Origin of the sequence: Paraburkholderia sp. (assembly GCF_024281035.1) — a bacterium.
Lineage (GTDB): Bacteria > Pseudomonadota > Gammaproteobacteria > Burkholderiales > Burkholderiaceae > Paraburkholderia.
Genome location: NZ_JAMXLH010000060.1, coordinates 27,614 through 40,322, shown reverse-complemented (window position 1 = coordinate 40,322; position 12,709 = coordinate 27,614). Strand labels below are relative to the sequence as shown.

Here is a 12,709-nt window from a genome sequence, read left to right as displayed (position 1 = left end):
AGCACAAGGTGAGCGTGTTCTACACGGCGCCCACGGCGATCCGCTCGCTGATCAAGGCGTCGGAAGCCGATGCGAAGGTGCATCCGAAGAGCTACGACCTGTCGTCGCTGCGCATTCTCGGCACGGTCGGCGAGCCGATCAATCCGGAAGCGTGGATGTGGTACTACGAGAACGTGGGCGGCGCGCGCTGCCCGATCGTCGACACGTGGTGGCAGACCGAGACGGGCGGCCACATGATCACGCCGCTGCCGGGCGCGACGCCGCTGGTACCGGGCTCGTGCACGCTGCCGCTGCCGGGCATCATGGCGGCGATCGTCGACGAAACGGGCCAGGACGTGCCGAACGGGCAGGGCGGCATCCTCGTCGTGAAGCGCCCGTGGCCGGCGATGATCCGCAACGTGTGGGGCAATCCCGATCGTTACCGCACGGGCTATTTCCCCGAGGAACTGGGCGGGCGGCTCTACCTGGCGGGCGACGGCAGCGTGCGCGACAAGGACACGGGCTACTTCACGATCATGGGCCGTATCGACGACGTGCTGAACGTCTCGGGACACCGCCTGGGCACGATGGAAATCGAGTCGGCGCTGGTCGCGAATCCGCTCGTGGCCGAGGCTGCGGTGGTGGGCCGTCCGGACGACACGACGGGCGAAGCGGTGGTGGCGTTCGTGGTGCTCAAGGGCACACGTCCGCACGGCGACGACGCGGTGAAGCTCGCCAGCGATCTGCGTGCGTGGGTGGCCAAGGAGATCGGACCGATCGCGAAGCCGCGCGACATCCGCTTCGGTGAGAATCTGCCGAAGACGCGCTCGGGCAAGATCATGCGGCGCCTGCTGCGCTCGCTCGCGAAGGGCGAGGCGATCACGCAGGACGTTTCGACGCTTGAGAATCCCGCGATCCTCGATCAGCTCGGTGAATCGCTTTAAGGCTCAAAGGCTGTAGGCGTATAAGCCTGTAAGCGATTCCAGGCGGTTTGCATCAACCTCCACCGGCAGCGCGGCGCCTTTGACAAGCGCCGCGCTGTCCGTCTATAGCGGTCGATCCCGATTGCCGGTCATGCGCGTTTTTGTTAAACAGGCGCATGGCTGCGCAACAGACCTCATCCGCGAACAATATCAATCCCGTACCTGAGCCCCCGTCGGTGAGCGAGGCGATGGCGCTCGCGCATCGGCGCTACTGGCGTTTCAACTTAACGGCGATCGCCGCGCTCATGACGGTCGGCTTCCTCGTCTCCTTCGTCGTGCCGCTCTATGCGCGCGAGCTCGATAACGTGCATTTCGCGGGCTTCAGCCTGCCGTTCTTTCTTGGCGCGCAGGGGGCCATCATCGTGTACGTGCTGCTTATCGGCGTCTATATCGTGCTGATGCAGTACGCCGACGGCGTGCTGCAAGCCGCGCGCGAAGCCGACCAGGCGATCAGAGAGGCCAGCAAGGCGCAGCAACGATGAAGCTTGCGCACCGGCTGCTCCGATCGTATGCGTTCTATACGCTCGGCTTTCTCGCGTTCGTGTACCTGATGTGGCGCATCGAGCTGACGACCGGTCCCGGCATGTGGATCGGCTACGTCTTCCTGTTCGTGCCGATCGCGGTCTATGCCGTGATCGGACTGCTTTCGCGCACATCCGATCTCGTCGAATACTACGTTGCCGGGCGACGCGTACCGTCGTTCTTCAACGGCATGGCGACCGCGGCGGACTGGCTCTCGGCCGCGTCGTTCATCGGCCTCGCGGGCTCGCTCTATGCGAGCGGCTACGACGGGCTGGCCTACATGATGGGCTGGACCGGCGGCTATTGCCTCACCGCGTTCCTCCTCGCGCCCTATGTGCGCAAGCTTGCACGCTATACGATCGCCGACTTTCTCGGCACGCGTTTTTCGAGCAACCTCGTGCGCGCGCTGGCGGTGCTTGCGACGATCATCTGCTCGTTCGTCTATCTCGTCGCGCAGATTCAGGGCGTGGGGCTCATTGCGATGCGCTTCATCGGCGTGGATTTCGCCATCGGCATTTTCTGCGGGCTTGCCGGCATCCTGGTGTGCTCGTTTCTCGGCGGCATGCGTGCGGTGACGTGGACGCAGGTTGCGCAGTACATCATCCTGATCTCCGCGATCCTGATTCCGGTTTCGATGATCGCGCATCGCGACGGGCTGGGGTGGCTGCCGCAATTGAACTACGGGCGTCTGATGCAACGCATGGAAACGCTCGAGGGCAACGTGCGCGACGACGGCGCCGAACAACGCGTGCGCGAAGCATTCCAGAGCAGGGCAGCGCTGTGGCAGTCGCGGCTCGACGCGCTGCCCCAGTCGTACGTCGACGAGAAAGCGCGCCTCGCCAATACACTCGACGATCTGCGCCGCCGCAACGGACCGCTGCGTGACATCGACTCGCTCGAGCGCCAGATCGCGTCGTTCCCGCACGACGCCGAAGCGGCGCGCGTCGTGTGGGCGCAGGAGCGCGATGATTTGCTGGCGCGCGCGGCGACGCCGGTGCCGATGCGTGAGCCGTTCCCCGCCGCCGACGAAGCGGCACGACGCATTCACAAACGCAATTTCCTCTCACTGCTGCTGTGCCTGTCGCTCGGCACGGCGAGCCTGCCGCACATCCTGACGCGCTACAACACGACGACGTCGGTCGGGTCGGCACGGCGCTCCGTGGGATGGACGCTCTTTTTCGTCGCGCTGTTCTATCTGACCGTGCCGGCGCTTGCTGTGCTGATCAAGTACGAGATTCTCGGGCATCTGGTGGGGCAGCACTTCGACGACCTGCCGCATTGGGTCATGCAATGGCGGCGCGTCGAGCCTTATCTCATCAATATCGCGGACGTGAACGGCGACGGCATCGTGCACTGGGGCGATATCAACATGCAGCCGGACATGGTGGTGCTTGCGGCGCCGGAGATTGCGGGACTGCCGTATGTGATGTCGGGACTTATTGCAGCGGGTGCGCTGGCCGCGGCGCTCTCGACGGCGGATGGCCTGCTGCTCACGATCTCGAACGTGCTTTCGCACGACGTGTATTACCACATGATCGACCCTGAAGCGTCGAGCCAGTTGCGCGTGACGATGTCGAAGATCCTGCTGCTCGGGGTGGCGCTGTTTGCTTCGTGGGTGGCGTCGCTCAACACGGGGAATATCCTGTTCCTCGTGGGCGCTGCGTTTTCGCTGGCGGCGTCGAGTCTTTTTCCTGTGCTGGTGCTGGGCGTGTTCTGGAAACGCACCACGCGGCTGGGCGCGGTGGCGGGGATGATTGCGGGACTCGGCGTGTGCGTCTACTACATCGTGGCGACGTATCCGTTCTTCACGGAGCTCACCGGTTTCGAAGGCGGCCACTGGTTCGGCATCGAGCCGATCAGCTCCGGCGTATTCGGCGTGCCTGCGGGATTTCTCGTGGCGATTGCCGTGAGCTTGCTGGACCGGCGGCCGGATGCGTATACGGTTGCACTGGTGGACTATATCCGTCACCCGTGATGTTTATCGGGTGCGGCAGCCGGCCTGTTCGCTGCGATCCCTTTCTCTTGCAATTGTCTGGTTCCCACTAAAGTTCGGCAAACGTTTGCCGACAATTCAGTTATGGAAGAACAAAAAGAGGATTTCTCTAGCAAGGGAGGAGAGTGGACTATGGTTCGGATAATCGAAGCATGCGTGTCTGTGATTCGCCGTGCACAAGGCAAGAAGAATCCAGACGAAGTTCAATTCGGAACGCCGGAGTGGGACCAGGTTGCCGACGAGTTCGTGCGTGATGTTTATCGTGGCCTTGGCGGCGACTCGAACGAATCTGCTGAAGAAGATGATTCGTGGTTTGGCGTAGGCGGGGCCGGGTAATCTGCTGCGAAAATCCCCGTGATTTTGCGGAGCTGGAAAATACGCGGATTACTCATGCTCGACTCCGATTGAAGCGTTGAGGTCGTGCTAGGATCGACTCACTGGAAGGAGGTCAGCATGGCCAGAGTTGAGTTGGAAATCCTCGAGTTCACCTTTTCCCCGCCGGGCCTGGATAAAGGGCCGGCGAAATATCACGCAATGGTCGTTTGTGGCTCCATGCCGTCTGTGGTGCTCACCCGGCTCGGGTCGAAAATTCGTCCGATCGGCTTCGATGTCCAGCGGAGCGTGGCTGTCGAAAAGGCTTTTAAGGACGGGGAAGCGATAGTTCGAGCCGCAATCGGTCAGGCGCTGCGCGACGGTCTGTTCAATAACCATCCCGATGTGGCGGTCTATCTGGACGTCGATGCCCCGGATTGGGATGGAAGTCTGAAGCACATTCACAAACATACGAGTTCGCCCGGCGAGTTTCGATAGGCGGTTTGCAGTCGTTGGCGCAATGGTTGCGCGAGCAATTGCTGCCGATCGTGCATCGCGTCCAGTGGCTAATAGTCGGCTGTATCCCGTGGTACGGCTCGACGCACCGCCCGTTTGCCTGAAGAGACAGGTTGTTCCTATCTGCTTTGATAGGTGCAAGTCGCTCAGCCGCGCACTAATCTCCACTTGAGAGTCCTCCCGGCTCTCTGGTCTCCTCAGCTCAGGGCCCGCGCTGTGCGCGGGTTTTTTTCTGCACGCCCGGAAAACTGCGCCGCGATGAACTTATTCCCGATCCGGGAGAAGGAATTAGCGAAGGATGTTGGTATGTCGCGGAACGGCTAAGAGCGGTCGTTCAATCTCATATCCTGATCGCCGCCCTTGGCGCCCTCGATCGTGCGCTTTAAATGGTGGCAAGCCTTTCGAAACCACCTGCCGTTTCCGGTGAGGGCGCTCAGCCGATTGAGCGCGCCTAAATGTGAAGTAGAGTTTTGAAGGCCTGCCTCGTGCTGTTAGACAAGTTGCAGTGCGAGGCAACGCCGTTTATTGCTGGGCGTTCACATCGCCAGTCTGCGCGATTTTGCTTAATACATCCTTCTGATACGCATACCACGAAACAAGGCAAGCCTTGTCGTGACAATTTTTCTCTCTGTAGTTCCACTGTTTTCGCGCCCGGTCGGCAAATGCAGCCTTGTCAGTCACGGCGTCTCTGGCTTGCTGAAAAATGGCGCCGAGTTCCTTGTCTGATGCCGCGAGATCCGGGTCATGGCAGATCAGATATTCGGAGAGAGTGCGTGCTTTCGAGCAGTCGAAGCTTGTCTGATACGTTTGATCTGACGCTGGAGCTGGACCTTGGCTTTCGATGGCGGCCGCGTTTTGCGGTGCCGCGACCTGTGGCGCAGGATTCTGCGGTACCGGAGACTGCTGTGCAGGTGATTGCTGCGCTGGAGTTGTGGGCGCGGGCTGCGGCGCAGCGATGCTATCGTTATGTTGGCCATACGGGACCAATTGCCCGTTGACCGCGTCTTCTAACATTGCCCCCATGATGGAACTTGGATCTGCGGGAACGGTTTCGGTTCTTATAACCTCATCTCCCGTCAGAACTTCGGATTTTGCGTACTTGCACGGGAGTTGGCAGCTTACCCGATTAATCACGCTCGAATTATCCGCATCCTGACCTAGAATCAAGATGACGTACGCTCCATTTTTGTTGCCCGCATAGCGCATCATGACTAGGGACTTAACAGCCTTTCCCTGCTTGATGTCGTCTTCGTTTAGCGCGCGTTCGTAACCGTAGGTCCCATTGTCGACCATCGCGTAATTGTGAAGTTGCGGCGTGGGTTGTGTTTCCGCTGCCGCTGGTGCGCTCGTTGGTGCAGGCTGCGATGCCTGCGGCGACGCATCATTTGAATTCTTTCCGCATCCAGATAGCAAAGCAACTGCGACAAAAATACATGTCGCTGAAATCCTCTTCATTTTTATCCCCGTAGTTTTAATGCCACGCCTGATGATATCCGCCTTGTAATTGCATCGCTAGATTATCTCGCCATATCATCCAGAGTTACTCCTCGTTCATGCCAGATGCATGTCATCTCGTCCGGGCCGATTCCACGCGTGAGCCAGCAAACCAGCAAACTCCTCCCGCCACAGCGTCGCTCCAGCGCCTGTCAGTAGCGCTGCCTCACAAGCAGCACAAGCCCGTGGAAGCGGAGAACGCCAAGGTGCAGCCGGCAACGCCGATTGCAGCGCCGGCCGCCATCGCACCCGCACCGATCACTGCAAAGCCCGCACCGTGGATTGCCACTGTTCCGGCCCGTGCACCCACGCTCCGCCTCGGCCGGATCAACGAACGCCTGGCTCCGATCGCTCTGACTGTGGAAGGCCTGGCAAGCTGGTGACATGGCACAGTTCGCGTTCTGGACTGGCTTGAGGACTTCGGAGTTGGTTGCGCTTGACTGGAATGATTTGGACTAGAGGAAGGGTGTTGTAATCATCCGGCGTGCGCTCACTCAGACGGCAGATGAACCCGAGGACACGAAAACGAAGTCAAGCAGGCGGGAGGTGAAATTATTGTCCCCTGCGCGATCCGCCCTGGAAGCGCAGAAGGCGTTCGCATTCTTGGCCGGGAAAGAGATTTTCCAGGATCCGCGCAACTGAGAACGGTGGGTTTGCGATTCGCCGATCCGGATCGTCCGGACGCGGGGCGTGGAGAAGGCCAAGGTACGGTACCGCAAGCCATATTAGACGCGCCACACTTACGCTTCGATGATGCTATCGGCTGGCGAGCATCCTATGTGGGTGGCGCGGCAGATGGGCCATTCGAACCAGAATGCGACGGTGCGGATTTATGCGCGTTGGATGCCCCAGGCAGACCTGGATGCAGGCGGACAAGCGGTTGAAAAATTCGCTTCAGATATGCTGCGATTCTGCGTCGATTCCGGAATGAAATCCAAGGGAAGTGACGGTGATTAACCGCATCCCATGACGCTGAGAGCCTTGATTTACAAGAGCTTCCTGGCGGAGAGAGGGGGATTCGAACCCCCGATAGGTTATTAACCTATACACGCTTTCCAGGCGTGCGACTTAAACCGCTCATCCATCTCTCCGGTGGGATGCGGATTATAGCAGAATCCTGAATCCTGGTGGAATGGGCCGGGCCGTTGGGCGCGACCGACCCGCGCCAGCACCGCGTTTCCTGGCGCGTACCCATTCGAAGCGTGAGCGTGCCATTCGCTACACGCGCCGCCAGAGACGTTCGCGCAGTCACCTGGCATTTGATCGACCGGGCCCAGGCTAGATCGATAACACATCGATGAGGCGTGAAGCGGCCCGCACCACCAGATCAAAGCGCAGCGCGAATACGCTCGGCAATGGCTTCGAGTTTTGCCATGTCGGCCATCTCACGTGCATGCGCACGCAACGGCTCGTTTTCCCGCCGCGGAATCACATGGAAATGGACGTGCGGCACAGTCTGCCCGGCTGCCGCGCCGTTGAACTGCGCGACCAGCAATCCCTCGGGCGCGAGCGCAGTACGCACCGCGGCCGCTACCTGCTGCACCATCGCCAGTGCTGCCGCACCTGCCTCTGCCGGCAGATCGTAGATCTGCTCGGCAGGCACCTTCGGCAGAACCAGTACGTGGCCGTCTGCCTGGGGCATCACGTCCATGATCGCGAGCGTCGTCTCGTTCTCGCACACCTTGATACACGGTGCATCGCCGCGCAGGATGCGCGCAAAGATGTTGTTCGGGTCGTAAGCCATGATTTTCTCGGATAACGCGTGCACCGGCGCGTGCGGGATGGGTTGCCAACTGTCCATTATGGTCCACGCATGAGGCGCCTGGCTGCCTTCCTGCAGCTTTTTTCGGTACGGTGCATCATAAGGGTTCGCAGCGAGCGCTACGACGAATGTCTTGACAGGAGCACCTATGGCAACGACTGACCTCGAAGCAGCACCTCCCGCCCGCGAGGCCACCGGTTCCTCGGCCTGGCGGGTCGTCGCCGACCTGCTGGCACATGCCGATGTGAAGCTCAACGGAACGCGCGAGTGGGATCTGCGCGTGCATGATCCGCACATGCCCGAAAGGGTGCTCGCGCTGGGCAATCTCGGCCTTGGCGAGTCCTATATGGATGGTGAGTGGGACTGCGACCGGCTCGACGAATTCTTTGCCCGCACGCTGCGCGCGCATGTGGACGAAAAAATCGACCCCGCGCGGCTCGTCTTCCACGCGCTCAAGGCGCGTCTCATGAATCGCCAGACTGCACGCCGTGCCTGGAAGGTGGGGCAACAGCACTACGATCTCGGCAACGCGTTCTACGAATCCATGCTGGACCGCCGCATGACCTATACGTGCGGCTACTGGTCGGGCGGCGCGAAAACCCTCGACGAGGCACAGGAAGCGAAGCTCGACATGATCTGCCGTAAGCTCGGTCTCCAACCGGGCATGCGTCTGCTCGACATCGGTTGCGGCTGGGGCAGCCTCATGTGCTTCGCGGCGGAGCGCTACGGCGTGTCGTGCGTGGGCGTGACGATTTCGAAGGAGCAGGCCGCGTTCGGCTCCGAGCGTTGCAAGGGCTTGCCGGTGGAGTTTCGTTTGCAGGATTACCGTCTGCTCGATGAGCGCTTCGACCGCATCGCGAGCGTAGGCATGTTCGAGCATGTCGGTCCGAAAAACTACCGCACGTACATGGAAGTCGCGCACCGCTGTCTCGCCGACGACGGTCTCTTCCTGTTGCACACGATCGGCAAGAATCGTCGCGAGACGACGCCCGATCCGTGGGTCGACAAATACATTTTTCCGAACGGCGAGCTACCGGCGATCGGCCAGATATCGGATGCTTCAGGCGGCCTGTTCGTCACCGAAGATCTGCACAATTTCGGCGCCGATTACGATCGCACGCTCATGGCCTGGCACGCGAACTTCGAGGCTGCGTGGCCGCGTTTCGAGGCGCAAATGGGGCAGCGTTTCCGCCGCATGTGGCGCTACTACCTGCTGTCGTGCGCGGGCGCGTTCCGCTCGCGCGACATTCAGCTCTGGCAGTGGGTGTTCTCGAAGGGCGGCCTTCCCGGCGGCTACCGGCGGCCTGCGCTGACCTGAACAATGCCCGCCGTGGCCGCTTTGGGCGGCTGCCGATTGAGTCCTCGATCAAGACAAAAAACGTCTTAACGCATCACAGCGGCGACGGTTGCGATGCCGAGGATCGTCATGACGAGCGAGGAGCAAACGTGGATCGCGATCTCGCCCAGCGCCCAGCCGTAACGGCCCTGCTGCAGGTGTGACACGACTTCGGCGGAGAACGTCGAGAACGTCGAGAGTCCGCCCATGAGGCCCGTGATGATGAAGAGGCGCCAATCGGGCGACAGGTTAGGCACGCGCGCAAAGAACGCGACCGCGACGCCGACGATGTAGCCCGCAATCACGTTGGATGCGAGCGTGCCAAGCGGCAGGTACGGAAACACGGCGTTCAGGCGCAGGCTGAGCATCCAGCGCACGAGCGACCCGAGTGCTCCGCCGATGCTGACCGAGAGAATGGACAGATACATGATGTCTAGAGGTAGAAGGCGCAACGAAAGCCTGCTTCAGACAGGCTTCGTATCGAGCACGGAGTTTAGCATCGTGTCCGTCGCGCCTTGCGCCGAGGACTGCGTGCGGCGCCGCGCGTAATCCTTTCACGGCGTGATGTTCGCGACGAGCGCTTGCGCTTGCGTGGCGCTCGCCGCGTTTCGTCGTCCATTCCCAATAACAATGGCGCGATGAGTGCCTGATGTTAGATAACCAATAAAACGGAAGCGGCGCGCGCTACAGAGCGATGCCATCTTGCTGCATTCATCAATTACGATGCCGGTGAATTCCACGTCGCCGCAAGCAAGTGAATGGGCCGAGCGGTTATCTGCATCGGTGAAGTGCGCTGCGCACATTAATACTATTTGTACTCCAGATAAAAATCACAAATCGAACGGCAAGCGCCGCAGGCGTCATCAACGAGGTGTTATTGAGCACGCAGCAGAATCTTCCGCGGATCCCGGATCACATGACCACCCGTATGAACATTTAACTCGCGCTCGTCGTGGCATTCGCCGTAACGTCTGAGCGAATGTCTTTCCCGTTTGACGCGCCGCGGCATGACGCGGCGTGGCGCGCCGGTAAGGGTGCTGGAGTCCGGATGCGGATCGGCAGTAGAATGGCCGCGTCCACTCACGATGGCAGCCTGCGCATGAAAGTCGCTCTCTTCATTCCGTGCTTCATCGATGTGTTCTACCCCGAGGTGGCAATCGCCACGCTCGAATTGCTGGAGCGGGTCGGCTGCGACGTCGACTATCCGCCCGACCAGACCTGCTGCGGCCAGCCCATGGCCAACGCCGGTGCCCAGGCCGAGGCCGCCGGTGCCGAGCGTGTATTCGCGCGCAACTTTCTCGGCTGCGACCATATCGTTGCGCCATCGGCGAGTTGCGTGAACCACGTGCGCGACCATCTCACCGCGATTGAACAGACCGACGAGGTGCGCCGGATGCGCGCGTCCACGTGGGAGCTGGTCGAATTTCTCCATGACGTGCTGGGCGTGCGCGAGTTTCCCTGGGCCGAATTCCCCTGGCGGGTCGGGCTGCACAATAGCTGCAGCGCACTGCGCCACCTGAATCAGGCGTCCGTGTCGGAGGTGGCTGGCGAGCCGTTCTCCAAGCCGCTCGCGCTGCTGCGGGGCGTGAAGGGCATCGAGTTCGTGAAGCCGAACCGCCCTGACGAATGCTGCGGTTTCGGCGGCACGTTTGCGGTGACCGAGGAAGCCGTGTCGGTGCGCATGGGGCAGGACAAGGTTGTCGACCATATCGGCGCGGGCGCGCAATACATCGTTTCGGGCGACATGTCGTGCCTCATGCATCAGCAAGGCTGCGCCGAGCGCATGAATGCCGACGTGCGATTTATCCACATTGCGCAGGTGCTCAACGGAGCCCGGGAATGAAACGCATCGAACATGCGAAGCTCGCAGGGGATTTCCTCACGCACCCGGAGCACGTCGAATTCCACGACAAGCGGCTTTGGGATCTGCGCATGAAACGCGACGTGCAGGCTCACGCGATTGCCGAATGGGAAACACTGCGCACGCTCGCCTCAGGGATCAAGGCGCACACGCTGTCGCATCTGGCCGACTATCTCGATCAGTTTTCGAAAAATGCCGAAGCCAACGGTGTGCAGGTCCACTGGGCCGACACCGCCGAGGAGCACAACGAGATCGTGTACCGTCTGCTCAGCGAGCGCGGCATGACGGGCCTCGTAAAGAGCAAGTCGATGCTGACCGACGAATGCGAGATGCGCGCGTATCTGGAACCGCGCGGCATTTCGGTGATGGAAACCGATCTCGGCGAACGCATCCAGCAGCTCGATCAGCAGCCTCCGAGCCATATCGTCGTGCCCGCCGTTCATAAACTTCGCGGCGATGTGGCCGAAGTGTTCAGCCGCACGATCGGCACCGATCCGCACAACAGCGACATTCATTACCTCGCGGAAAGTCAACGCATGAACACGCGGCCATGGTTCGTGCGCGAGAAGACGGCGGGCATGACCGGCTGCAACTTCGCCGTGGCGGAGACCGGCACGGTCGTCGTGTGCACGAATGAGGGCAACGCGGATCTCTCGGCGAATATGACGCCGTTGCACATCGTCTCCATGGGCATCGAAAAGCTGATTCCGCGAATCTCGGATCTTGGCGTCTTTATCCGCATGCTGTCGCGCAGCGCGCTCGGCTCGCCGATCACCCAATACACGTCACACTTCCGCGCGCCGCGTGAAGGCGCACAACTGCATTTCGTCATCGTCGACCATGGCCGCTCGGAGCGGCTCGCCATGCGGGACTTCTGGTATTCGCTCAAGTGCATCCGCTGCGGCGCGTGTATGAATACCTGCCCGGTTTACCGGCGCAGCGGCGGGCTTTCTTATGGGAGCACCTATGCGGGGCCGATTGGCGCGATCATCAATCCCACCTTCGATCTGAAGCGTTTCAGCGCGTTGCCGTTTGCTTCGACGCTCAACGGCAGTTGCACCAACGTCTGCCCGGTGAAGATCAATATTCACGAGCAGATTTACCAATGGCGCCAGGTGATCGCCGCGCAACACGAGGTGCCGTTCGTCAAGCAGGAAGTGCTCAAGATGGCGGCACGGCTGATGTCGAGTCCCACGCTTTATCGCGCGGCAACCCGGTCGATCGACGGCGCGTTGCGCCGCCTGCCGCACTTCGTGCTGTATAACCCGCTGAACATCTGGGGGCGGCAGCGCGATCTGCCGCAAGCGCCCAACACGACGTTCCATGCCTGGTACAAAAAGAACCGCAAGGGAGGCAGCCGTGGCGAATCGTGAAGCGTTCCTCGCGCGCGTGCGCGCCGCGCAGCCAGCGCCGCTCGATTTGCCCGAGGTGCCGCTGTTCGACACGCCTGCGGGTGATCTGCGCGAGCGCTTCGTGGCCGCGCTCAAACTCATGGGCGGCCGTGAAGCCGAGGCTGCGTCGGGCGAGGCGGTGCTTGCGCTGATCCACGAACGCTTCGGCGTGCGCGCTGAGATCGCGTCAGCGGTGCCGGAAGTGCAGGGCACGCGCGAAATCGCTGCGGCTACCGCACCCATGTCGCTCGAAGATGTCGACGTCGGCGTTGTGCGCGCACGCTTCGGCGTGGCGGAGACGGGTTCCGTGTGGCTGAGCGAGCGCGAGTACGTTGTGAACGCGCTTGGCTATATCGTGCAGCATCTGATCGTGCTGCTCGATCCCGCCCAGATCGTCGCGGGCCTTCAGGATGCGTACCGGCGCGACGATTTTCGCGGTGCGCGTTTTGCGGCGCTCGTGACGGGTCCGTCCGCCACCGCGGATATCGAGGGCGTGCTGATTCAGGGCGCGCAAGGGGTGCGCTCGCTCACGGTGGTGTGGCTGCCGCAGTCGTAACGGC

The 12,709-nt window shown here is 61.2% G+C and carries 15 protein-coding genes and 1 tRNA gene; 11 read left to right on the top strand and 5 right to left on the bottom strand.

The genetic code is table 11. The annotated features are described in order from the left end of the window. From Q0L30_RS20385 to Q0L30_RS20365, 5 genes are all read left to right on the top strand, one after another. The coding region (locus tag Q0L30_RS20385; RefSeq protein WP_296660306.1) for an AMP-binding protein at positions 1-923 on the top strand (923 nt) is incomplete at its 5' end. A 155-nt stretch (positions 924-1,078) separates the two neighbouring features. Then, positions 1,079-1,444, top strand: coding sequence for a DUF4212 domain-containing protein (locus tag Q0L30_RS20380; RefSeq protein WP_296660308.1), 366 nt, complete (start codon positions 1,079-1,081; stop codon positions 1,442-1,444). Further along, positions 1,441-3,459, top strand: coding sequence for a sodium:solute symporter family protein (locus tag Q0L30_RS20375; protein WP_296660310.1), 2,019 nt, complete (start codon positions 1,441-1,443; stop codon positions 3,457-3,459). Before Q0L30_RS20380 ends, Q0L30_RS20375 begins: the two co-directional genes overlap by 4 nt. Positions 3,460-3,561: 102 nt before the next feature. Then, entirely contained in the window at positions 3,562-3,813 is a 252-nt protein-coding gene (locus tag Q0L30_RS20370; RefSeq protein WP_296660312.1) for a hypothetical protein, read from the top strand. A 117-nt stretch (positions 3,814-3,930) separates the two neighbouring features. Then, positions 3,931-4,287: a hypothetical protein gene (locus tag Q0L30_RS20365; protein ID WP_296660314.1), complete on the top strand. Its 357-nt coding sequence runs from the start codon at positions 3,931-3,933 to the stop codon at positions 4,285-4,287. Between the two features lie 540 nt (positions 4,288-4,827). On the opposite strand, the gene Q0L30_RS20360 is transcribed toward Q0L30_RS20365, so the two are convergent. Beyond that, entirely contained in the window at positions 4,828-5,598 is a 771-nt protein-coding gene (locus tag Q0L30_RS20360; RefSeq protein ID WP_296660358.1) for a hypothetical protein, read from the bottom strand. 386 nt (positions 5,599-5,984) lie between these two features. Between Q0L30_RS20360 and Q0L30_RS20355 the strand changes: the two genes are divergently transcribed. Together Q0L30_RS20355 and Q0L30_RS20350 are read left to right on the top strand one after the other, a co-directional pair. After that, a complete protein-coding gene (locus Q0L30_RS20355) occupies positions 5,985-6,182 on the top strand; it encodes a hypothetical protein (protein WP_296660317.1) in 198 nt (65 codons plus the stop codon). Positions 6,183-6,594: 412 nt separating this feature from the next. After that, entirely contained in the window at positions 6,595-6,756 is a 162-nt protein-coding gene (locus Q0L30_RS20350; RefSeq protein ID WP_296660319.1) for a hypothetical protein, read from the top strand. Between the two features lie 43 nt (positions 6,757-6,799). Here Q0L30_RS20350 and Q0L30_RS20345 read toward each other — a convergent pair. Together Q0L30_RS20345 and Q0L30_RS20340 are read right to left on the bottom strand one after the other, a co-directional pair. After that, a tRNA-Ser gene (locus Q0L30_RS20345) sits at positions 6,800-6,890 on the bottom strand. Between the two features lie 236 nt (positions 6,891-7,126). Beyond that, entirely contained in the window at positions 7,127-7,543 is a 417-nt protein-coding gene (locus Q0L30_RS20340; protein WP_296660321.1) for an HIT family protein, read from the bottom strand. Positions 7,544-7,709: 166 nt separating this feature from the next. Between Q0L30_RS20340 and cfa the strand changes: the two genes are divergently transcribed. Further along, positions 7,710-8,879 carry a cyclopropane fatty acyl phospholipid synthase gene (gene cfa, locus Q0L30_RS20335; protein WP_296660323.1) on the top strand — a complete coding sequence of 390 codons (1,170 nt, stop codon included), beginning with the start codon at positions 7,710-7,712 and terminating at the stop codon, positions 8,877-8,879. A 65-nt stretch (positions 8,880-8,944) separates the two neighbouring features. Here cfa and crcB read toward each other — a convergent pair whose 3' ends face one another. Together crcB and Q0L30_RS20325 are read right to left on the bottom strand one after the other, a co-directional pair. After that, positions 8,945-9,325, bottom strand: a complete 381-nt coding sequence (crcB, locus tag Q0L30_RS20330; protein WP_296660326.1) for a fluoride efflux transporter CrcB — start codon at positions 9,323-9,325, stop codon at positions 8,945-8,947. A gap of 126 nt (positions 9,326-9,451) precedes the next feature. Further along, a complete protein-coding gene (locus tag Q0L30_RS20325; RefSeq protein WP_296660328.1) occupies positions 9,452-9,700 on the bottom strand; it encodes a hypothetical protein in 249 nt (82 codons plus the stop codon). Between the two features lie 296 nt (positions 9,701-9,996). Between Q0L30_RS20325 and Q0L30_RS20320 the strand changes: the two genes are divergently transcribed. The 3 genes from Q0L30_RS20320 to Q0L30_RS20310 are packed head-to-tail and all read left to right on the top strand — an operon-like array spanning position 9,997 to position 12,705. Next, on the top strand, positions 9,997-10,740 hold the full coding sequence (locus tag Q0L30_RS20320; protein WP_296660331.1) for a (Fe-S)-binding protein: 744 nt from the start codon (positions 9,997-9,999) through the stop codon (positions 10,738-10,740). Then, positions 10,737-12,131: a lactate utilization protein B gene (locus Q0L30_RS20315; protein ID WP_296660334.1), complete on the top strand. Its 1,395-nt coding sequence runs from the start codon at positions 10,737-10,739 to the stop codon at positions 12,129-12,131. Before Q0L30_RS20320 ends, Q0L30_RS20315 begins: the two co-directional genes overlap by 4 nt. Continuing rightward, on the top strand, positions 12,118-12,705 hold the full coding sequence (locus tag Q0L30_RS20310) for an LUD domain-containing protein (protein WP_296660337.1): 588 nt from the start codon (positions 12,118-12,120) through the stop codon (positions 12,703-12,705). Before Q0L30_RS20315 ends, Q0L30_RS20310 begins: the two co-directional genes overlap by 14 nt. The last annotated feature ends 4 nt before the right edge of the window (positions 12,706-12,709 follow it).